The sequence below is a fragment of the Cedecea neteri genome (assembly GCF_000757825.1).
Lineage (GTDB): Bacteria > Pseudomonadota > Gammaproteobacteria > Enterobacterales > Enterobacteriaceae > Cedecea > Cedecea selenatireducens.
Window position 1 is genome coordinate 1,019,937 of record NZ_CP009451.1, and the last position, 19,658, is coordinate 1,039,594.

At 57.4% G+C, this 19,658-nt stretch carries 20 protein-coding genes and 2 pseudogenes; 8 read left to right on the forward strand and 14 right to left on the reverse strand.

Features of this window, described 5'->3' with window-relative positions; genetic code table 11:
- Positions 1-2: 2 nt before the first annotated feature.
- Both JT31_RS04575 and JT31_RS04580 read right to left on the reverse strand, forming a co-directional pair.
- The gene (locus tag JT31_RS04575) at positions 3-938 is read right to left on the reverse strand and encodes a DMT family transporter (RefSeq protein WP_038482779.1); all 936 of its coding nucleotides are present in this window, start codon (positions 936-938) and stop codon (positions 3-5) included.
- A 155-nt stretch (positions 939-1,093) separates the two neighbouring features.
- Complete coding sequence (locus JT31_RS04580; protein ID WP_008455651.1) at positions 1,094-1,267, reverse strand: general stress protein; 174 nt, start codon at positions 1,265-1,267, stop codon at positions 1,094-1,096.
- A gap of 377 nt (positions 1,268-1,644) precedes the next feature.
- Here JT31_RS04580 and wrbA point away from each other — a divergent pair, with 377 nt between their 5' ends.
- A complete protein-coding gene (gene wrbA, locus JT31_RS04585; protein WP_038473840.1) occupies positions 1,645-2,241 on the forward strand; it encodes an NAD(P)H:quinone oxidoreductase in 597 nt (198 codons plus the stop codon).
- A gap of 11 nt (positions 2,242-2,252) precedes the next feature.
- Positions 2,253-2,480, forward strand: a complete 228-nt coding sequence (locus JT31_RS04590; protein ID WP_038473842.1) for a YccJ family protein — start codon at positions 2,253-2,255, stop codon at positions 2,478-2,480.
- A gap of 35 nt (positions 2,481-2,515) precedes the next feature.
- On the opposite strand, the gene agp is transcribed toward JT31_RS04590, so the two are convergent.
- On the reverse strand, positions 2,516-3,760 hold the full coding sequence (gene agp / locus JT31_RS04595; protein ID WP_038473844.1) for a bifunctional glucose-1-phosphatase/inositol phosphatase: 1,245 nt from the start codon (positions 3,758-3,760) through the stop codon (positions 2,516-2,518).
- 92 nt (positions 3,761-3,852) lie between these two features.
- Positions 3,853-4,422, reverse strand: a pseudogene (locus JT31_RS04600) (MBL fold metallo-hydrolase); the annotation flags it as partial.
- On the opposite strand from JT31_RS04600, the pseudogene JT31_RS04605 reads away from it, so the two are divergent.
- The 3 genes and pseudogenes from JT31_RS04605 to JT31_RS04615 all read left to right on the forward strand — a co-directional run.
- Positions 4,408-4,596, forward strand: a pseudogene (locus JT31_RS04605) (LysR family transcriptional regulator); the annotation flags it as partial. The pseudogenes JT31_RS04600 and JT31_RS04605 sit on opposite strands and share 15 nt — an antisense overlap.
- A gap of 67 nt (positions 4,597-4,663) precedes the next feature.
- On the forward strand, positions 4,664-5,113 hold the full coding sequence (locus JT31_RS04610) for a winged helix-turn-helix transcriptional regulator (protein ID WP_038473848.1): 450 nt from the start codon (positions 4,664-4,666) through the stop codon (positions 5,111-5,113).
- 173 nt (positions 5,114-5,286) lie between these two features.
- Complete coding sequence (locus JT31_RS04615; RefSeq protein ID WP_038473851.1) at positions 5,287-6,075, forward strand: SDR family NAD(P)-dependent oxidoreductase; 789 nt, start codon at positions 5,287-5,289, stop codon at positions 6,073-6,075.
- Between the two features lie 94 nt (positions 6,076-6,169).
- Here the strand turns inward: JT31_RS04615 and JT31_RS04620 are convergent, their stop codons facing one another.
- From JT31_RS04620 to folE2, 5 genes are read right to left on the reverse strand one after another with little or no spacing between them, the layout of a single operon-like run.
- Positions 6,170-7,168 carry a FecCD family ABC transporter permease gene (locus JT31_RS04620; RefSeq protein ID WP_081948165.1) on the reverse strand — a complete coding sequence of 333 codons (999 nt, stop codon included), beginning with the start codon at positions 7,166-7,168 and terminating at the stop codon, positions 6,170-6,172.
- A complete protein-coding gene (locus JT31_RS04625; RefSeq protein WP_038482785.1) occupies positions 7,168-8,124 on the reverse strand; it encodes an ABC transporter substrate-binding protein in 957 nt (318 codons plus the stop codon). Before JT31_RS04625 ends, JT31_RS04620 begins: the two co-directional genes overlap by 1 nt.
- 19 nt (positions 8,125-8,143) lie before the next feature.
- Positions 8,144-8,935 carry an ABC transporter ATP-binding protein gene (locus JT31_RS04630; RefSeq protein WP_038473857.1) on the reverse strand — a complete coding sequence of 264 codons (792 nt, stop codon included), beginning with the start codon at positions 8,933-8,935 and terminating at the stop codon, positions 8,144-8,146.
- 2 nt (positions 8,936-8,937) lie between these two features.
- Positions 8,938-9,498, reverse strand: coding sequence for a carbonate dehydratase (locus JT31_RS04635; RefSeq protein ID WP_038473860.1), 561 nt, complete (start codon positions 9,496-9,498; stop codon positions 8,938-8,940).
- Positions 9,488-10,417, reverse strand: coding sequence for a GTP cyclohydrolase FolE2 (gene folE2 / locus JT31_RS04640; RefSeq protein ID WP_038473863.1), 930 nt, complete (start codon positions 10,415-10,417; stop codon positions 9,488-9,490). The genes JT31_RS04635 and folE2 overlap by 11 nt, the downstream gene beginning before the upstream one ends.
- 251 nt (positions 10,418-10,668) lie before the next feature.
- On the opposite strand from folE2, the gene JT31_RS04645 reads away from it, so the two are divergent.
- From JT31_RS04645 to JT31_RS04655, 3 genes are read left to right on the forward strand one after another with little or no spacing between them, the layout of a single operon-like run.
- Positions 10,669-11,280, forward strand: coding sequence for a methylthioribulose 1-phosphate dehydratase (locus JT31_RS04645; RefSeq protein ID WP_038473865.1), 612 nt, complete (start codon positions 10,669-10,671; stop codon positions 11,278-11,280).
- 43 nt (positions 11,281-11,323) lie between these two features.
- A complete protein-coding gene (locus JT31_RS04650) occupies positions 11,324-12,820 on the forward strand; it encodes an FGGY-family carbohydrate kinase (RefSeq protein WP_038473868.1) in 1,497 nt (498 codons plus the stop codon).
- The gene (locus tag JT31_RS04655) at positions 12,817-13,845 is read left to right on the forward strand and encodes a 2-hydroxyacid dehydrogenase (protein ID WP_038473871.1); all 1,029 of its coding nucleotides are present in this window, start codon (positions 12,817-12,819) and stop codon (positions 13,843-13,845) included. Before JT31_RS04650 ends, JT31_RS04655 begins: the two co-directional genes overlap by 4 nt.
- 33 nt (positions 13,846-13,878) lie before the next feature.
- On the opposite strand, the gene JT31_RS04660 is transcribed toward JT31_RS04655, so the two are convergent.
- From JT31_RS04660 to JT31_RS04680, 5 genes are read right to left on the reverse strand one after another with little or no spacing between them, the layout of a single operon-like run.
- On the reverse strand, positions 13,879-14,823 hold the full coding sequence (locus tag JT31_RS04660) for a carbohydrate kinase family protein (protein ID WP_038473874.1): 945 nt from the start codon (positions 14,821-14,823) through the stop codon (positions 13,879-13,881).
- 7 nt (positions 14,824-14,830) lie between these two features.
- Positions 14,831-15,838, reverse strand: coding sequence for an ABC transporter permease (locus JT31_RS04665; protein WP_038473877.1), 1,008 nt, complete (start codon positions 15,836-15,838; stop codon positions 14,831-14,833).
- Entirely contained in the window at positions 15,838-16,827 is a 990-nt protein-coding gene (locus JT31_RS04670) for an ABC transporter permease (RefSeq protein WP_038473880.1), read from the reverse strand. The genes JT31_RS04665 and JT31_RS04670 overlap by 1 nt, the downstream gene beginning before the upstream one ends.
- Positions 16,824-18,329 (reverse strand): sugar ABC transporter ATP-binding protein, encoded by a 1,506-nt coding sequence (locus tag JT31_RS04675; protein WP_052049064.1) that lies wholly within the window; start codon positions 18,327-18,329, stop codon positions 16,824-16,826. Before JT31_RS04675 ends, JT31_RS04670 begins: the two co-directional genes overlap by 4 nt.
- 32 nt (positions 18,330-18,361) lie before the next feature.
- On the reverse strand, positions 18,362-19,342 hold the full coding sequence (locus JT31_RS04680; protein ID WP_038473886.1) for a sugar ABC transporter substrate-binding protein: 981 nt from the start codon (positions 19,340-19,342) through the stop codon (positions 18,362-18,364).
- Positions 19,343-19,658 lie beyond the last annotated feature (316 nt).

A 19,658-nucleotide genomic window follows, 5' to 3' on the forward strand; every position in this document is an offset into this window, starting at 1 on the left:
GCTCAGACGCCCTCGCCTTCGATATCTTCCTGCCAGTCGCGCTCCGCGTTCGCTGCTTTCTTGCGCTTGAGCTTCAGCTCGCTAACCAGCACCCCGAGCACGATCAACGCCCCGCCCAGCAGCGCGAGTACGGGAAGCCGCTCCCCCGCCATGCGGCCAAAGATCCCCGCCCAAACCGGCTCGCCGGTATAAATCACCGTTGCACGGGTCGGCGATACGCTGCGCTGCGCCCAGTTCATCGTCACCTGAATGATGGCGCTGAAAATTCCCAACCCCAGGGCAATCATCACCAGTCCGGGGCTGAAATGCGGCACGCTCTCGCCGGCGGGCACCATCGCCACAAACGACACCAGCGATGCCGTCGCCAGCTGCACCACGGTGACGCGTTTGATGTCTACCTTTCCCGCCCAGGCGCTGATCAAGATTATCTCTGCGGCAATCGCCACCGCGCCAATCAGCGTGATAATTTCCCCGGCACCCAGCGACAGGCTGGTGCCCTCCGGCCCGGCAAGAAAAATAAGGCCAACAAACGCCAGGATCACCCCAATCCAGGACATCAGGCCCGGCATACGGCCAAGGCAGATCCACTGCAAAAGCGGCACAACGGGAACATACATCGCGGTAATAAAGGCGGATTTACTGCTGGGGATGGTTTGCAGCCCCCAGGTCTGCATGCTGTAGCCGATGGCGATAGCCACGCCAATCATTACTCCCGCTTTGATTTCAAGCCAGGTTAATCCGCGCAGCGATTTCAGCGACAGCAGCCCCACGGCCACGGCGGCGGTAGCAAAGCGCAGGCCAACAAAGAAGAACGGGTCGCTCATCGTCATGGCGTACTGCACGGCCAGGAAAGTGCCGCCCCAGAACATGGTGATGAGGATAAGCAGCGCTTCCTGCGGCTTAACGGAGAATTTATAACGGCTTAATGGCGCAGACATGAGGGAGACCGGAAACATCAGGGTGAAAGTCGAGGGTCTATAGTGCTTCCAGTCACATTTTGTTGCAATGGGAAAATAAAAAACCGCCGGATAAACCGGCGGTTGGGGCACCGTCGGCGCGAGGATTACCCTGCGCGCACTGAACGTAGCTACGGCTATTTATTCTTGCTGCCGTGGCTGTTTTTACCCCCTTTTTGACCAGCTTCTGAGGCGCGCTGCGGATCGTTTTTGAAGTTACCGCCGCTGTGCTGGCCACCTTTACGGCCTGCTTCTGATGCTCTTTCACGGTCTTCAGCGAAATTACCTGAACCACCACGATGGTTTGCCATTTCTAACCTCCGGATTTAGGACATCATCTTGCATTCAATAAAAGAGAAGTCTTTCATTGCGCGGCCAGACGAGCATGCCGTCAACGTTACCGCGTGGGACTAAGCTTAGTGTACCGACGCGATTAAACCTCCATTCAGAAACATCCAGAAACATGCCGGTGAGCTTGGGGTTTTATCCTGCAAACCCGAGGTCATAACACCCTCTTATAGCTGGTCAAAAAACACCCGAAAAAATGTTAGCTAATGCTACAGGGTGAAAATTTCGCCTGCACTTGTGATGCATCAAGGAAGGAACACTCAGGTTTGCACTCTGCGCCACAGGTCATATCTTTAAAGGAGTGCAGCAAAACTGCAGTTCAACTGAGGAGTGAAGCAAGATGGCTAAAGTACTGGTGCTTTATTATTCAATGTATGGACACATCGAAACCATGGCTAAGGCCGTGGCAGAAGGTGCACAAAAGGTCGATGGTGCGGAAGTGACAATAAAGCGCGTGCCCGAAACCATGGCCCCGGAAGCCTTTGCTAAGGCCGGCGGCAAAACCCACACCTCGCCGGTCGCCACGCCGCAGGAGCTGGCCGATTACGACGCCATTATCTTCGGGACCCCTACCCGCTTTGGCAATATGGCGGGCCAGATGCGTACCTTCCTCGATCAGACGGGCGGCCTTTGGGCGTCCGGCGCGCTCTACGGAAAACTGGGCAGCGTGTTCAGCTCCACCGGCACCGGCGGCGGCCAGGAGCAGACCATCACCTCCACCTGGACAACGCTCGCCCACCATGGGATGGTGATTGTGCCTATCGGCTACGCGGCGCAGGAACTGTTTGATGTCTCGCAGGTGCGCGGCGGTACGCCTTACGGTGCCACAACCATTGCCGGCGGCGACGGTTCACGTCAGCCAAGCCAGGAAGAGCTGGCGATAGCCCGCTACCAGGGGGAACACGTCGCAGGTCTGGCGGTAAAACTCAACGGTTAACGGGAGGAGAGATGACAACGACGCAAGCAAAAGCCCATCACGTTGGCGAATGGGCAAGTCTACGCAACACCTCACCAGAAATTGCAGAAGCCATTTTTGAGCTGGCAAAGTACGACGAAAAGCTGGCCGAAAAAATTTGGGAAGAAGGGAGCGATGAGGTTTTACCGCTCGCCTTTGCTAAAACGGATAAGGACTCGCTCTTCTGGGGCGAACAAACCATAGAACGCAAAAACGTTTAAACTCTCCGCTGCCCCCTTCCGGGGGCAGCATCTTCTTACTTCACGGCCTGAGTCAGCACTTCGCTAAACTTATCCCACGAGCAGTAGCCGTTGGCGTCCGTCGGGCAGCCTTCCAGCTGCAGCGTAACGCGTTTTGGCGGATTCTTCAGGGTTAATACATCGCCATTACGCAGCTGTTCGGCGCTCTGGTAAACGTATTCCACCTTCAGCAGATCGCGGTTATTGCTCTTATCGTGCCAGCGCTGGAACAGAATATTGCCGCCAATCGGCGTGCGCTCGTACTGCCCCGGCAGCTGATAAGGCTTGAACTGTAGCGCGGTCAGCAGCGAAGCGATGTTAGAGTCATGCCCCACCATCAGCGTCACTTTCGGCCCGGAAGTCGCCTCTTTCGACGTTAACGCGCTTTGAATGTATTTCACCAGCGGGGCCGCGACGTTGCGGGCTACTTCCGGCGAAGTAAACAGGGTGTCCTGGTAGCTGTTTTTCAGCTGCGAAAGCACGCGCCACTGTTCTGCCGTCTTGATTTTTCCCCATGCCACCTGATCCATCGGGAAGCCTTCGTAGTATTGCAGCGTGAAAGCATCCACCAGGGCATTGCCCACCTTCAGCGAACCGTTTACGCCCGGCTCCTGAGTGGCGTTGGCGCTAAAGGCATCTTTCGGCCCGGACAGGTCACACAGTTGCTTCTCTTTACAGGTTGGCGAGTTTTTATAGCCGACAATTTGCTCCAGCAGTTTGTAGCTGTCAGCAAGCTTGTATTCCGTGCGCTGCTTTTCCATCGCCTGCACGGCTTTGTCTTTAAACTCAGGCGAGGTGTTGGTGATCACCGGGTTGAACACCGGGTCCATGGTGCCCATTTTTTCCTGATGATGTACCGGCACGTCACAGCCTGGGAAGGCGCCGGTAATGAAGAATTGCGCGGTGGCCACGGTACGCTGGAGGCTGTTGGCATAGGCATAAACGCTTTCCGGCGCCGGGCATTCACCGCTGGTCACCAGCTTCTGGCTCGCCAGCCATTCACGCATGTAATGCCCCATATACACTTCCAGCACGCCGCCTTTGGTGGTGAGCTGCCCGCCAGGCACGTCCCATTCCGGCCACGCCTGAGCCGTAGACTGCTCAAGCACGCTGCCGTTGTTGGCCAGCGGCGCACGCAGGTTATGACGGCTCATCAGCAGGACCTGCTGCAGCTGGTAGCCGTCAGGCACGGTTTCCGCTTTCGCCAGGCCTGGGGCAATACAGGCGACGGCCAGCAATGAGGCAACAATTTTTTTCTTCATTACTTATTCCTCAGGGAGTGATTAATAAAATGTGAAGAATATATTGTGACAGAAAAATGACAGCCGACCTGCCTGGCGGATCGCAAAAAGCCCTATTGTTCCGTTTGTTGTTTCAGCTGCACTTCAAAGCGCTGCCGGGAGAGTTCTACATAGCGTTGTAACCCGTCCCTGTCGATAAACGCGCTGCTATCTCCGGCGGCCAGTCGGGCCTGTTTATCCGCCAGGCCGAAGCGCCCCCCTTTGTTCGCCACAAAAATGTCGACCTTCTGCGCGGCAAGTGTGGCAAAGCTATGGCGAATATCGTCCACCAGCGTTGGATAATTTTTATTCGCCACCAGATAATAGTCCGGCGTAGCCAGGCTGTCGGCGTAGATAAGCTTGCTGCCGTCGGGCAGAGTAAACAGCCATGAAGTGCTGCCCGGCAGATGCCCCGGCGTCAGCAGCGCCGTCGCGGACACACCGCCGAGGGTCAGCGTCTCGCGATCGTGAATAATTTTATCCGTGCTTACCGGCGGAAACGGCAGCGCGTCCCCAAGCGCAAAGTCCTCTTTTCCTCCTCGCGCCATTTGCTCCGCATTCGCCTTGCTGGCAATGAGCTTCGCCCCGCTCCACAGCTTTAGTCTGGCGATGCCGCCGGCCTGATCCAACCTGGCATGGCTATTGTGCCTGCCCCGTGGTTTGCCACGCTCAACGACAAAGAACAGCTTTTTACGCTGCCGCTTTCCGGGGACCAGGCCATCGGCAGCCTGTTTTTGCAGTACCGGACGTCAACCGTGGAATGGAAGCTCCGGCTGATAGCCAGCCTGCGTCGCACGCTCACCGCCTGGTACCGCTGAAATTGTCGCTCAGTTTCCCGACCAAAAAGTTTTATAATAGAACCTGTAGATCCCACCAGGAGGAATGATGAAACGTAAAAGCCTTGAAGACAGCGTCTGTTCGGTTGCCCGCACGCTGGACGTGATCGGCGACTGGTGGTCACTGCTTATCGTGCGCGATGCGCTGAACGGCATGTCTCGCTTCGGTGAATTCCAAAGGAACCTCGGCATCGCCAAAAATATGCTGACCGTTCGCCTCAAACAGCTCGTCGACAACGGCATTTTTGAGCTTCGCCCGGCCTCGGACGGCAGCGCCTGGAGCGAGTACGTGCTGACGGAGAAAGGCCGGGCGCTGCAAACCGTGCTGGCCGCCCTTTCCCAGTGGGGCTGCGAAAATCTGTATGCCAAAGATGAGACACGCAGCGTACTGGTAGACAGCCAGCAGCATCGCCCCATCCGCAAGCTAACCCTGCAGGCCGAAGACGGCCGCGAGCTGCAGCCGGGCGAAATCGTCACTCGGGCACGCCATGCTTCCTGACAAGTAAGCACCTGTTGTTCAGGTGCTTAGCAATTCCCTCTTTACCAATTCCTGCGCATAACGAAAAAACAACCCTCAAGCTGGTTGCATAATTAAACCATTATCTCTACATTTTCCACAAGGTTTCATAATGAAACCAAATCAACGTTACTCTATTTCTTATGAGGTGTTTTATGGCTAACTCTCGTTCCGTCGCGGTGATTACCGGCGCGTCTTCCGGTATTGGTGCGGTTTATGCCGATCGTTTTGCCGCCAGAGGTTTTGATTTGCTGCTGGTTGCCCGGCGCGAAGATCGCCTGCGCGATCTTGCCGCAAAGCTTGAGGCTCAGCACGGCATCACCGTGACTACGCTAAAGGCGGACCTGGTTAACGATCGGGATATTGCCGCAGTCGAAGAAGCGCTTAAAGATCCACGCATCAGCGTGTTGGTTAATAACGCCGGCACCGCGCATATGGCGCCTTTCACCTCAGGGGATGCCGAATTACACCAGAGCGATATAACGTTAAATATCACGTCATTAACCCGACTTAGCCTGGCGGCGCTAAAACTATTTCAAACATTACATCGTGGGACACTGATTAATATCGCGTCGGTTCTTTCACTGCATGCCCGGGCGGGAAGTGCCGTTTACAGCGGAACGAAAGGATATGTGCTGAACTTCACCCGCGGGTTACAAGAAGAGGTTGAAGGGAGCAACATTCATATCCAGGCCGTACTTCCTGCCGCTACGGCCACGGAAATTTGGACGCTATCCGGCATGCCGATGGAAACATTACCAGAAGGCTCAATAATGACTGCTGAAGATATGGTTGATGCGGCCCTGGTCGGCCTGGACAAAGGAGAAACGATTTCCATGCCCCCACTGCATGACGAACAACTTTGGGAAGCCTACGAAAAAGCTCGCCTCGCTTTATTTGGTGCTTCTCGCACGGGCATTCCGGCACCTCGCTATACGCGTTAATCATTCAGGGCAGATGTCAGGCGGCATCTGCCCTGTGCATACTCTGGCGAGCGCTGATGCATTACATAGAAGATCTGTTTAAACCCGGCGAACGCTAGCGTCGGGCAACCATCACCACAATAAACAGCCCGCCAATGCCTGCGGTAATAATGCCGATGGGCAGCTCCTGCGGCGCGACCAACACCCGGCTGACGATGTCGCCCCCGCACAGTAAACTCGCCCCCGCTAATGCGCACAACGGCAAAAGCCACACGTGCCTGATTGCCGAAAAATGTCGGCAGAGATGCGGCACCATCAGCCCGACAAAACCGATGACGCCGGTCAGCGCCACAAAAATTGCGGTCGAAAAGGCACAGCACAGGAAGATCTCGGTGCGCAGACGGTTAACGTTAATGCCCAACGAAAATGCCGTGCGATCGCCCGCCAGCAGCCCGTCAAGCGAGCGCCACCGCAGCAGGCAAAACGCGGCCAGCAGCAAAAGTCCGGCCAGCGCAAAGCCCAGATTGTCCCAGCGTGCCAGCCCCAGGCCGCCGAGCGACCAGAACAACACCGAGCTGGCCGTGCGCTGATCGCCGGCAAAAATCAGGTAACTGGTTAACGCCCCGAACAAAAAGGAGATGGCCAGCCCGCAAATAATCAACGTTTCCGCCCCCCGCTCGCGCTTCAGCTGGAACAAAGACAACACCGCAACGGAAGAGAGCAGCCCGCCACAAAAGGCCGCCACCGGCAGCGTCCAGGCGCCGAAGAAGTCGCCAAAGCGGGTAAAAACCAGCACGGCCCCGGCAGAAGCGCCGGAAGATAGCCCGAACAAAAAAGGATCCGCCAGCTCATTGCGCGTGGCGGTTTGTAGCAAAGCGCCGACCACGGCAAGCCCCGCCCCGGTCATCAGGGCCAGCAGCGTTCTTGGGAGCCGGATATCCAGCACAATGCCGCGAATCATCGGGGAAACGTCCGTCGCCGTGGGCTGCAGCGCGCTTGCCACCTGATGCAGACTCAGCCGGACAGCGCCCTCAGTCAGGCTAAGCGCCGCAAAAAGTACTATCAGAAACACGGCCAGGCTCGTGGCCCGGCCATAACGAGAGGCCATCCGCATCACCGTGGAGCTTTCGCATACAGCACGTTGGCCAGCTTCTCTACCGCAGCAATGTTTGCCGGGCCGGGCGTTAGCTCAGCGTACTGCAGCTTGAGGTAGCGATGCTGTTTTACCGCCGGGGTGAGCTTCATCAGCGGATGGCGTTCAAGGAACTGGCGGAGCGAATCAGCGCCGCCGCCGTTCTGGTAATCCAGCAGGATAATCACGTCCGGCTCAGTCGCCGCAACGCTTTCCCAGGACGTAGTGCCCCAGCTGGTATCCAGCGCTTCCATGGCATTTTTACCGCCAGCGGCTTCAATAATGGCCTGCGGCATGGCGTATTTTCCGCTGGTAAACGGCTTATCCTCACCGGAGTCGTAGACAAAGACTTTCAGCGGTTGAGTACCCTGTTTCGCTTTAGGGAGTGCCGCCAGCCGCGCTTGCCAGCCATCAACCAGCTTCCGCGCAGCCTCTTGCTGACCAAATATTTTACCAAGCGTAAGCTCATCGTTATAGAGCAAGTCCATCGTCGCTTTGGCTTTGCTCTCGCCGGAAATCGCGCAGCTTTCGCTGAGCACGAAGGTTTTGATGCCGTATTTCGCAAGGCTTTGGGGCGTGACGTCGCCCCCCACCTTCATGCCGTAATTCCAGCCGGCAAAGAAGAAGTCGGGTTCGGCGGCCAGCAGCGTTTCAAGCGAGGGATATTTCGGCGCAAGTTCGGGAATAGCCCCCATTTTCTGCTTAAACTCGGGGGTCATTTTGTACCAGCCGGAAATGCCGGTGAGGCCTACAATCTGCTTTTGCAGGTTGAGCGCAAAAGCCATCTCCGACATGTTCAGATCGTTGATCACCGCCCGCTTTGGCGCCGAGGTAAATACCACGGGTTTACCGCAGCTAGTAATGGTCACGGGGAACCCCGAGGCCAAAGCCGCGGAGGAAGCAAAAACAAGCAGCATGCCGGAGGCAATTTTTAACATCATAGCGGTCCCTGAAGGTTTACTGGTGGCGTGAAGATTCAAAAAAACGGACTCGTTTTCCTTGCTGGCCGGGATGCTCCACGGTAAAGCTATCGAGGCCAAAGACGGGGCGAAGGGTTTCGGTATTCAGGGCTGCTTCGGGAGCATTAAAAGCCCGCTGTTGGCCCGCAGACAAAATAAGCACCTTGTCGGCAAACCCTTCAATCAGGTTGAGATCGTGCAGGACGGCGATAACCGTAGTACCGCGAGCTTTCACCAGCATCAGCAGCTCTTCTCTTGCCGCAAGGTCAAGATGATTGGTCGGTTCATCCAGCAGCAGCAGCCGTGAAGTTTGCGCCAGCGTTCGCGCCAGAATAGCCCGCTGCCGTTCACCGCCGGACAGGCAGGCCAGCGATTTATGCCGCAGCCCGAGAACACCAACCTCTTTCATCGCCCCACAGACAATACAGCGGTGTTCTGGCTCAGGCATATCCCGGGCAAACGGGAGCCGCCCAAGCGCGACGTAATCTTCGATGGACAGGCGCAAATCAGGGAGATCGTTTTGCGACATGACCGCCACGAGCTTTGCCCGCAGCAGCGGGTTGAGCTTATTTAAGTGCCGACCCGCAAGCGTTATCTCCCCTTCAACCTTTAGCTCCTGACTCAGCGCCCGCAGCAGCGACGTTTTGCCGCTACCGTTGGGCCCAATCACCGTGAGCCGCTCGCCTTTAAGCAGCTGAAAATTTATCGCTACCGGCCAGGACTCGCCCTGCGCACGGGCAATCGACCGCAGGGAAACACTCAGCTCTGGCTCTGCGGATGAAAGAGGCATACTCAGAACTCATTACGCAGCAGCTGGTAGCCTTCCACCAGCTTGACGTTGGTGTTCGCCACCTCTTCTGAAAACTGCACCGAGGCAGGGTCAACGCGTGAATATTGGGCTAAATCAGACTCCGGCCCCACGCGTTCGGTGGACGGAATATAGGTTTGCTTCGGCAGCGTAACGCCATCCACCACCGCGTTATACCGAATGACGCAGCCGGTTTGTACGTGGCAGTTGAACAGCACGCTGTTGAAGCCGATAAATACGCGTTCATCGACCCGACAAGGGCCGTGGACAATTGCCCGGTGAGCGATTGACGTGCCGCTGCCAATAGTGACCGGGGCACCACTTTTAGAGTGAATCACTACGCCGTCCTGAATATTCGAATGGGAATGGATAACGATAGGATCCATATCCCCTTCGGCGTTCAGTTCGTCGGCGCGGATCACCGCATAAGGCCCGACATACACATAGTCATGAATAATGACCCGGCCACAAATGACCGCTGTAGGGTCTATGTAAGCTTTGGTCGAGACCTGTGGCAGGTGGCCGGAGGGGTTTTTACGCAGCATGGTGATTTCCTGTCCAGTGAATACGAGCCACCGCGTTGTGAGCATGGAGACTTTCCTGGTGCTCAACCCGGAGGCTAAAAGCAGCGCTAAAAGGCGCGTCCAGCATTGCCTTGTTCAAACGGCGGGCGGCGTCTTCGCAAAACATCAGGTTTTGCCCGTTTGCCCAGGCGAAAGCCTGCTCATCGCCGCGCTTAACCACCGTCTGCACCGCCGTTCCAAGCGCGGCCTCGCTGCGGTCGATAAGCTCCAGAAAAGGCAGCGTGGCAACATCCGGCTTCAGCTGGCAGCTAACCCACGCCCAGCTTCTCTGGCTGTGGGGCGTGCCCGGCATCCCCTTCTCGCCCAGCCAGGCCATCATTTCTTCAACAGAGATGCTGGCGCTTCGCCCGGCAAAGTCCCGCTGAAACTGCTGCTGGGCCAGGTTACGGCTGAGCGCCGCCGATGCGGGACAGGTAGATGAATACGGGATCCCGACCCGCAGCGTGACGGTAAACGTTTCTCCACGCTCGGCCTGCACGCGGATGGGATAAGCCTTCCAGCCAAAGTGATTAGAGGTTAAAGATCGGCGGGACAGCAGCAGCTCACCCGAGATTTCAACGCTCGCGCGGTTGCTGCTGCGCTGGTGAGAAACCAGAAATTTACCCAGTAAATTTCGCAGCGCGGCAGGCGTAACCTCACCCTGAGTTAACTCGTCCAGCAGCAGATAAAGTCGGGACATGTGGATCCCCTTCTCGGCTTCCGGCGTGCTGAGCAGATTAATGCCTGCATTCACTTTCGCCGCCAGCGGGCGTCCGGCAATTTCAACCGGAAGATCGATCTGTTCCATGCCGACCCAAGACAGGGCCGTGTCGAATTCGTGGCCTCTGAGTGACTGAATATCAGGCAGGGTTTTGGGGCAAAGCGCCGGGGTTACCGTCATAGGAATGCGTCATCTTATCGTTAATTTGTTACGTTATAACATAACAACAATCAACGATGCAAAGCGACTCTTTTCCCCTCCAGGGAAAAAACGCCCGCTAACAGGAGAAAACTCGGTGAAAAACCGCGGATTGACTCGATATATCTTATCGCCCGGCAAGTGTTGCTCGTCTGTTCACACAATGATAGCATCATGTAAACAGCCATTTAGACGGCTAGACAGTCAAACTAAAAAGCATTGAGGAATACCGTATGTGGCAAGAAAGACTCGCGCAACTGGTCACCACCTGTCATTGGATTGGCGCTAAGGGCTGGGCCCCGGCAACCGGCGGCAATATGTCCATTCGTCAGGATGCCGGGTGGTGCTGGCTGAGTGAATCCGGGCGCGACAAAGGCAGCCTGACCAGCGAGGATTTTCTTCAGGTAGATATCGCCACCAACCAGGCGCCATCGGGGCGTAAACCTTCTGCCGAAACCGGGCTGCACACGCTGGTTTATCGTCTCTTCCCCGAGGCAAACGTCGTGCTTCACGTCCACACCGTGAACGCCACCGTTCTGTCGCGGATTGAGAAAGGCCCGGCCCTGAACATCAGCGGCTATGAAATGCAAAAAACCCTTACCGGCCAGCAGTCGCACCTCAACACGGTGCCGATTGCCATCTTCGATAACGATCAGGACATCGACGCGCTGGCAAAACGCATTGAACAGCATGCCGAACAGACTCCCCTGAAATACGGTTTCCTGCTGCGTGGCCACGGCCTGACCTGCTGGGGCAAAGACGTCGCCGAAGCGCGCCGCCAGCTCGAAGGGCTTGAATTCCTGTTTGAATGCGAAATGCAGCGCCGCCTGTACGAGCGTGATTAACCGTCGTATTCCTGTTTCTGTTCGATAGCGTGAGGCTTGCGGTATGGAGTATTTCCTGGGTATTGATATCGGCACGTCGCGGGTAAAAGCCGTGCTGTTTGACAGCAATTTCCATGCGGTAGCCAGCGCGGCGGAAAACACCTCGCCAACCCTTTCCCCTCAGGGCTACGCCGAGCAGGACATGGAGCAGCTTTGGCAGTCGGTCGTGCGCACGCTGCGGGAAGTGGCCGACAGCCCGGCATTACAACAGGGCAAACTCAAAGCAATCGGTCTGGCGGGCCAGGGCGAAGGCGTCTGGCTGAGCGACAAAAACGGTAATCCGGTAGGCCCAGGCATACTCTGGAGCGACACCCGCAGCCGGGCGCTGATGGAAGAACTTGTGCAGTCCCCGGACCTGGACAAAGCCCTGTTCGATGAAACCGGCTCTCAGCTACAGCCTTGTAACACCAGCCTGCAGCTCTGCTGGCTCAAGCGAAATCAGCCCGAACGCCTGGCCGCCGCCGACTATATTTTCTTCGCCAAGGACTGGATTCGCTTTCGCCTGACCCAGGTTGCCGCCCTTGAGCTGACCGATACCAGCGCTTCGCTGCTGAACCAGTCAACCGGCGAGATTTCCGATTTCGCTCTGCAGGCTCTGGGTATTGATCATCTGAAAACACGTTTTCCGCCCCTGCTTCGCCCTGACGCCCAGGCAGGCAGCTTAAGCGAAGCCGCCGCCCTGCTTTGCGGCCTGCCGCCGGGGACGCCGGTTGCCGCAGGCGCGCTGGACGTATGCAGCGCCGCGCTAGGCTGCGGCGCGATTCATGACGGCGATATTTACACCATTCTCGGCACTACCTGCTGCACGGGCGTGGTTTGCCACGGGCGAGAAACCGTCAGCAGCGGCACCCGTTTTGTGACCCATACCGAACGGGGCAGCTTTATTAACCTGTTCCCGATGCAGGCCGGCACGCCAAACATCGACTGGCTGCAGCAGCACATTTCTCTGACGCCAGACTTAGTGGCGCTGGAAAAAGAGATTGCCGCTATTCCACCGGGCAGCGGCGGCGTTTTCTGGCAGCCTTACCTGAACGGTGAACGCGCCCCGTTTTACAGCCCGACCGCCCGCGCAGGGTTCTTTGGCGTCGACCAGCACACGTCCCGCGCGGCGCTTCAGCGTGCCGTCTTTGAAGGGCTGGCCTATGCCATTGTGGATTCACTGACGGGCTATGCCAGCGAAGGCGACCTGTATCTCACCGGCGGCGGCGCAGCTTCCGCCACCTGGCTGCAAATTATCGCCGACTGTACCGGGCGCACGGTCATCGCCAGCCACTTTAATGAACTCAGCGCCCGAGGTGCGGCGCTGCTTGCCGCCCGCAGCGTTGGCGCGCTGGAACGCTATCCGGCTATCGAACAAACCCGTTATCTGCCCCAGCCTCAGGCCCATGCCGCCTATCGGGCGCTGTTCCCGGTATTCCGCCTGCTGCGCGAACAGCTCCAGCCGGTCTGGCAGGCCAGGCACCAGGCCTTACAAAGTCTCTCTCAGGATAATGCACAATGAAAATCGTCTTTACCGCCGAGTATGCAGGCAGCCTTGAACCTTTTAGCCAGCTAGGCGAGCTGGTTGTCGAGGGCTGGGCCATCGGCAAACCTAAGCTTCAGGCATCAGAGATTATCGACTTAGCCCATGACGCCGGGGTGATTGTCACCAGCTATGACGACATTACCGCCGAAGTGATTAACAGTTGCCCTGACCTGAAGGTTATCGCCTGCACCCGCGCTAACCCGGTCAACATTGACGTTCAGGCTGCTCGGGCACGTAACATCACCGTGCTGTACACGCCGGGGCGTAATGCCGATGCCGCAGCCGAACTCACGCTAGGCCTGATGCTCGGCCTGATGCGCCACATTCCGCAGTCGCATGCGGCCCTTAAGCGCGGGGAATTTACCCGTGAAAACCAAAGCGAGCAGCAAACCCAGTCCGGCCTGCGCAAAGACGTGGTGTGGGACGTTAGCCCGGAAAGCCCGTACGAAGTTTTTAAGGGCGGAGAATTGCGGAATAAAACGCTGGGGCTGATTGGCTACGGCAATATTGGCCGCCGCGTGGCGCGTATTGCCCGCGCTTTCGGGATGAATATTTTGGTGGTAGATCCGTTTGTCGCCGCCGAGGATATCGACGAGCCAGGCCTGCATAAAACCACGCTGGAAGCGCTGTTCCGCGAGTCAGATATTGTTAGCCTGCACCTGAGCAGCGGGCCGCACAGCGAGGGCCTGGTCAATGCGTCTCTGCTGCAAAGCATGAAGCCGGGCGCGAAGCTGATTAATACCTCCCGCGCCTCCGTGGTTGTGGAAGCCGATCTTATAGCAGCCTTACGCCATGGGCCACTCGGCGGCGCGGCGCTGGACGTTTACCATCAGGAACCGCTGTGGCGTAATCACCCGTTTATCAGCGAGCTGGATAACGTCATTATTACGCCGCACATCGCCGGAGCCACCCGCGAGAGCATCCAGAAGCACACCGCGATGATTGCCGCCGATCTTCAGCGCTTTGTTGCCGGAGAGCCGCTGCTGTACGCCTGGCGCTAACCAAAAAAACAGGCCGTAAAGGCCTGTTTTTTATTACGCCAGCAAAGGCGTGGCCGCCATAAAGTCCTGCAAATGTTCCCAGTTCACCACGCCAGCATCGGAGCCTAATCCGGTCGCTACCAGCGCAGCGGTTGCGGAAGCCACCCTGCAGGCCTCTTTTACGGAAAGCCCCCGCACGAGCGCAGCGATAAACCCTCCGCAGTAGCTGTCGCCACAGCCGGTTGTGTCGCTGGCAATCACGCTATAGGTCGGGATAAGGTGTGTTTCCTCCCGGCTGAACAGCCAGGAGCCGCGCACTCCGTCTTTAAAAATGCAGCATCCGGCACCCAGCGAGAGGAAAAAATCGGCGATCTCTGCCGGCTCCTCCAGCCCGGAGATAAACGCCGCTTCTTCGAGCGCGGGCATAAAATAATCCACATGCGGCAACAGCGGGCGTAATAACGCCAGCGTATTTTCATCAGGGGCGATTAAATCAAAACTGGTGATGACGCCCCGCGCTTTCGCCGCGGCCAGCAAACGGACGCTCTGGCCAGAGTCCATGGCCGCCAGCAGCCCGGTGCCGCCGTGGTGCAGGTAACGCGTGTCCAGCACCTTATCGAAATCGGCCTCGGCGACGAACAGCTCGTCTGACGCGCCACGGCAGTGCAGCGCGGGCCGCTCGCCGTTGGGGCGAATGGGCAAAATCGTCGCCGACGTTTCTTTGTGTGACGTGCGCTGGATCAGCGAACGGTCAATGCCCAGCCGGCGATAGCTGCCCAGAATAAATTCGGCTTTTTCGTCCTCGCCAAGGCAGGCCACGGTTGAAGTACGAATCCCCAGTTTAGCGGCGTTCACCAGGGCCCCGGCCGCTGTCCCCGCCGGGTTCAGGCGGATTTGCTCGATAAACTGCACGCCGCCGCCCGGTGGGATCTCCACCACCGGGCGGCCAGCGATATCAAGGATGGTCAGGCCCACAAAAACGGCATCGAATTTGCTCATAGCGCCCTCACCGGTGCTGCTGACGCAGGCGAGCCTGCCAGAAGGAAACGGCCAGCGCCACCACCAGAATCACGCCCACCAGCGCGTCTTTCACCAGGTAGTTCAGCCCCATCAGGTTCAGGCCGTTATCAATAATCGCCAGGAACAGCACGCCGCCAAGCGTGCCGCCCATGCTGACGCGCCCCTGCCGCTGGAATGCGGTGCCGATAAACACGGCGGCAATGGCATCCATCAGGTAAGACTGCCCGGCGAGCGGCGTAAACTGGCGCAGGTTGGCGGACAAAATAATGCCGCCGACGGCGCACATTGCCGAGGCGGCAATCAACACCCAGAACAAGGTTCGCTTGTCGGCTATCCCGGCGATACGTGCGGCTTCGCTGTTTTGACCAATCGCACGTACCCGCTTACCAAACAGCGTTCGCTCGGTCAGCAGCCAGGCCGCCAGCCAGACCACCAGCACGATAAGCACCGGCGTGGGGATCCCCCAAACATTGCCCACCGCTAAATCATGATATTCCGGGGCCATGCGCCGCCAGGAAATCGCCCCGCCGCCGTCGGTATAAATACGCTCGGCGCTGCTGGCAATAAACCAGGTACCGAGCGTGGCCAGAAACGGCTTGATGCGGCAGGCAAGGATAAGAAAAGCGTTAACCAGGCCTATCATCACGCCGCCCAGCAGGGCGCACAGCACCGCCACCTGCCAGGGAAGCTGCCAGGTTTTGAGGGCAATCAAGGCCAGCATGGCGCCAAAGTCGATAGCCACGCCGACGGAAAGATCGATCGCGCCGGCGCTGACAATCAGCGTCATCGCCAGCGCCACAATCAGCAGAATGGCGCTGCCCTGAAGCAAATTGCTCCAGTTATCCAGCGTCAGGAAGACCGGATTAGACCAACTGAACAGGACAATAAAAAACAGCGTGACCAGCGCAAAGCCCGCGCGAGATAGCCAGGCCAGTGGTTTTCTCCCGGACTCACCGGCCGGAAGCGTTGCCGCCAGAGCAGAAAAAACTTTCATTATTTATTGGCCCCTTTCTGCTGCAGGGCAGAAGCCGCCAGCACCACGAGAATCAGTCCGCCTTTAATGGCGCCCACCCAGAAGATATTTACCCCCAGCAGCCCCAGACCGTTAGACAAAGCGTTGACCAGGATAGCCCCCAGCAGCGCCCCCCAAACGGTGACTACGCGGCGGCGTGAAAATGCCGCGCCAAGGAAGGTGGCCAGCACCGTTTCCATCAGCAAAGGCGTGGCGGTTCCGCTGGAGCTGCCCGAGCCCTGAGCCAGCAGCGGGAAGACTGCCAGACCCGCCGCAACGGCGGCGATAAGCCAGGACGAGAGGATCAGACGGCGCACGTTAAGCCCGGACATCTGCGCCATATCTTTGCTGCCGCCCGTCGCCTGCAAATGCTGGCCAAAGCGGGTGTGATGCAGCAAAAGCTGGAAGCCAACGAACGCCAACAGCAGATAAACCAGCGCATAGGGCAGGCCCAGCACGCTTCCGTCGCGAAACGCCACCATCAGCGGGTCGCTGACGCTAATCCGGCGCTGCCCGGTAAGCAGATCGGTGAGGCCGGTAAACGCCACCGACGTAGAGAGCGTGGCCAGCAGCGGCGGCAGCCCGGCGACGAGTACCAGCAGCGCGTTAATCCCCCCGCACAGCAAACTCAGGGCCGCCACCAGCAGCAATAACAGCGGCCATGGCGTTAACCACTCGGTCATACCGAGGCTGAGCAGCGCCACGCCAAACACCGCGATGGCCGGGAGCGAAAGGTCTATGCCGCCGGAGACGACGTCATCTCCCCCGGCAGCAATCACGCAAACAAGGCCGAAGCTGAGAATAGCCAGCGGAACGCTTTGCACCAGCATCAAGCTGATGTTCTGCCAGCTCAGGAACCACGGCGACTGAATGCTCAACCACACCAGCAGGCCGACAAACAGCAGCAGCGGGAATTTTTCAAACAGCGCGACGGAACGGCGTGTCGCAAAACGACGAATTTCAGTCCTCATAGCGGATTTTCCTGCCCACCGTTAATCGTCGCCAGCAGCGCGTCAAGCGTCAGCCCCTGGGTCGGTAAATTCGCCACCAGCGCACCACGCCACATCACCAGAATACGGTCGCACAGGCCAAGCAGTTCGGTCGCGTCACTGGAAGAAACCAGCACCGAACGCCCCTGTTCGGCAAGCTGACGGGTGCGCTGATAAATGTCGCTGCGTGCGCCAATGTCGACGCCGAGCGTAGGCTCATCGAGAATAAACAGCCGGGCGTCTGTACCCAGCCAGCGGGCAAGAATCACCTTTTGCTGATTCCCTCCGCTCATAAAGCGCACCGGCAGCTCCGGGACCCCAGGGCGAATACTCAGTTGCTCAATCCAGTCCCGGGCTTTTTTCAGCGCCCGTGAGCGGTGCTCCCAGCCAAACGTTGCCGTGTCCGGCAGCGACGCAAGGTTAATGTTATCGGTAGCCGAAAACGGCAGGATCAGCCCCTGATGACGGCGATCACGCGGCACCAGCGCCATACCGGCCCGGATAGCCTGTCGCGGCGAGCGGATTCGACGTGGTCGCCCCTCTATCACTATCTCGCCCTTTTTCGCCGTATTCAGCCCATAAAGCGTATCCACCAGCACGTCCCGCCCCGCGCCCAGCAGCCCCGCCACGCCAACAATTTCGCCTTTGCGGATCTCAAAGCTAATGTCCTGCAGCTGCTGCCCGTCAGAAAGCGATCTCACGGCAAGCAAAGGTTGCTCGCCCGCCGGGGCATCAGCCTCATGTTCGCGCGGGGTATAAAGCCTGTCGATTTCTCTGCCCACCATCATGTGGATGACGGCATCGGTATTTTGCAGTACTTCACGATCCGGATAGCCCACCACTTCACCGTTGCGCAGCACGGTGCCCGCATCGCACAGCGCGGCGATTTCGTTGAGGTAGTGGGAGATGTAAAGAATGGCGATGCCCTGCTCTTTGAGCCGCAGTATCGCATCGGACACCAGGCTTGCCTCATGAGCTTCAAGCGGGGCCGTAGGTTCATCAAAAACCACCAGCTTAGCCGCGCCGTCGACCAGCGCTCTGGCAATTTGCACCAGCTTGCGTTCGGCAAGGCTCAGCTGCCGGATCAGGCGATCGGGGTCGAGCTCCAGCTGCCAGGTGCGGAGGAAAAAGTCTTTCGTGGCCTGCCGCATACGGCGGCTGTCCAGCAGCCCACCGGCACGGCGATATTCCTGCCCCAGAAACACCGACTCGGCCACGGTAAAGTGTGGGATTAAATTGAGTTCCTGATGAATAACGCGTATTCCCTGGGCCTCAATGGCCGCGGGCTTACCAAGCGGAAGCGGGACGCCGTCGAGCGTGGCCGTGCCGCCATCGGCCTGGTAAACCCCGGCAAGAATTTTAATTAAGGTGGATTTGCCCGCGCCGTTTTCACCGATAAGCCCGTGGATTTCACCTGGGCCAATCGTCAGCGTGACCGCGTTTAACGCGGTCACATTGGCAAAGCGCTTACTGATGCGGTCCATTACCAGACCGCGTTGCGTTTTTGCAGCGTTCACTACTTCAGCTCACCGTAACCCAGTTTTTTGTACACCGCTTTGGCTTCATCCGGGCCTTTCACCGGGATAACCGGGATAAAGGTCTGGGCTGGCAGCTTCTGACCTGCGAAGTAGCGCGCCACGTTCTCGGCAGAAGTCTGGCCAATCAGGTGCGGCTGCTGGGCAACGTTGGCCACCAGCGGGCTGTCTTTTTCGGCCATGATTTCCAGCGTTTCCGGGCCTGCGTCGATAGCAGTGACCTTCACGTCTTTATCACGTCCGGTCTCTTCCAGCGCCTGAACGATGCCGATAGCCGGCTGGTCCCAGCAGGCTACGTGGATAGCATCCAGCTTGCCTTTCGGATACTGGCTGAGTAACTCAAGGGTTTTCTTACGCGCATCTTCCGGCGAGTTAGCAAATTGCTCTGCCAGCTCCGGTTGAATAATTTTAATGCCAGGGTAGTCCTGCAGGACATATTTCCATTGGTCATAACGTATGCCGCAAATGCGTAATGAGTTAGAGAACGCATTAAATACCGCAACGTTACCTTTCCCGCCAAGCGCATCGGCCATATAACGGCCAATCGTTGAACCCAACGTGTAGTTGTCGGACGTAGTGTTATTCACGGAATACTGCGAAACATGGTCAACGGTAAATACCGGAATACCGGCATCACGTAATGCTTTGAATTTTGGCTCAACGGCACTGTCGCCCAAAATACTAATTACCGCATCAACCTTACGGGACAGCAGAATATCGTGGTTATTGGCATGAACCTGGTTGTCCCTGCCGCCATCAACGCCGATAACCTTCCCGCCCAGCTTTTCCACCTCTTCGGTCGCGCCCTTGTAGGCTTCACGATCCCAAAAATGCTGAGTGCCCACCACGGCAACGCCGATTGTTTTCCCCTGTAACGAAAGGGTGTCTGCGGCAAAAGCAGCGCCCGATGCCAGTGACACCAGCCCAATAGCCGCAGATAAAAGTCTTGTTTGAACCCTCATTGCTATAATTATCCTGTATTCATCGTTCACTAAAGCGACAGCATGACAACAAGCTTTATCAAGCCAAAATAAAAAATAGATATATCTTATACTTTCACAGCCATGTCATTAAGTCACTTTAGAATGCGGCGAATGAACATGAAAAAAACACATGTAAAACATACAACAAGAAAATAATTCAACCACATCAAAGACAAGGATTTAATTATTTTTTGGCGAAAACAAAACGCCTTAAAATAAAATTAAACGGCGATATATCCTCGCCAGTTAATTATAAATCCTGCCAGCCAATATAAATGAAACAGTATTCGCTAAA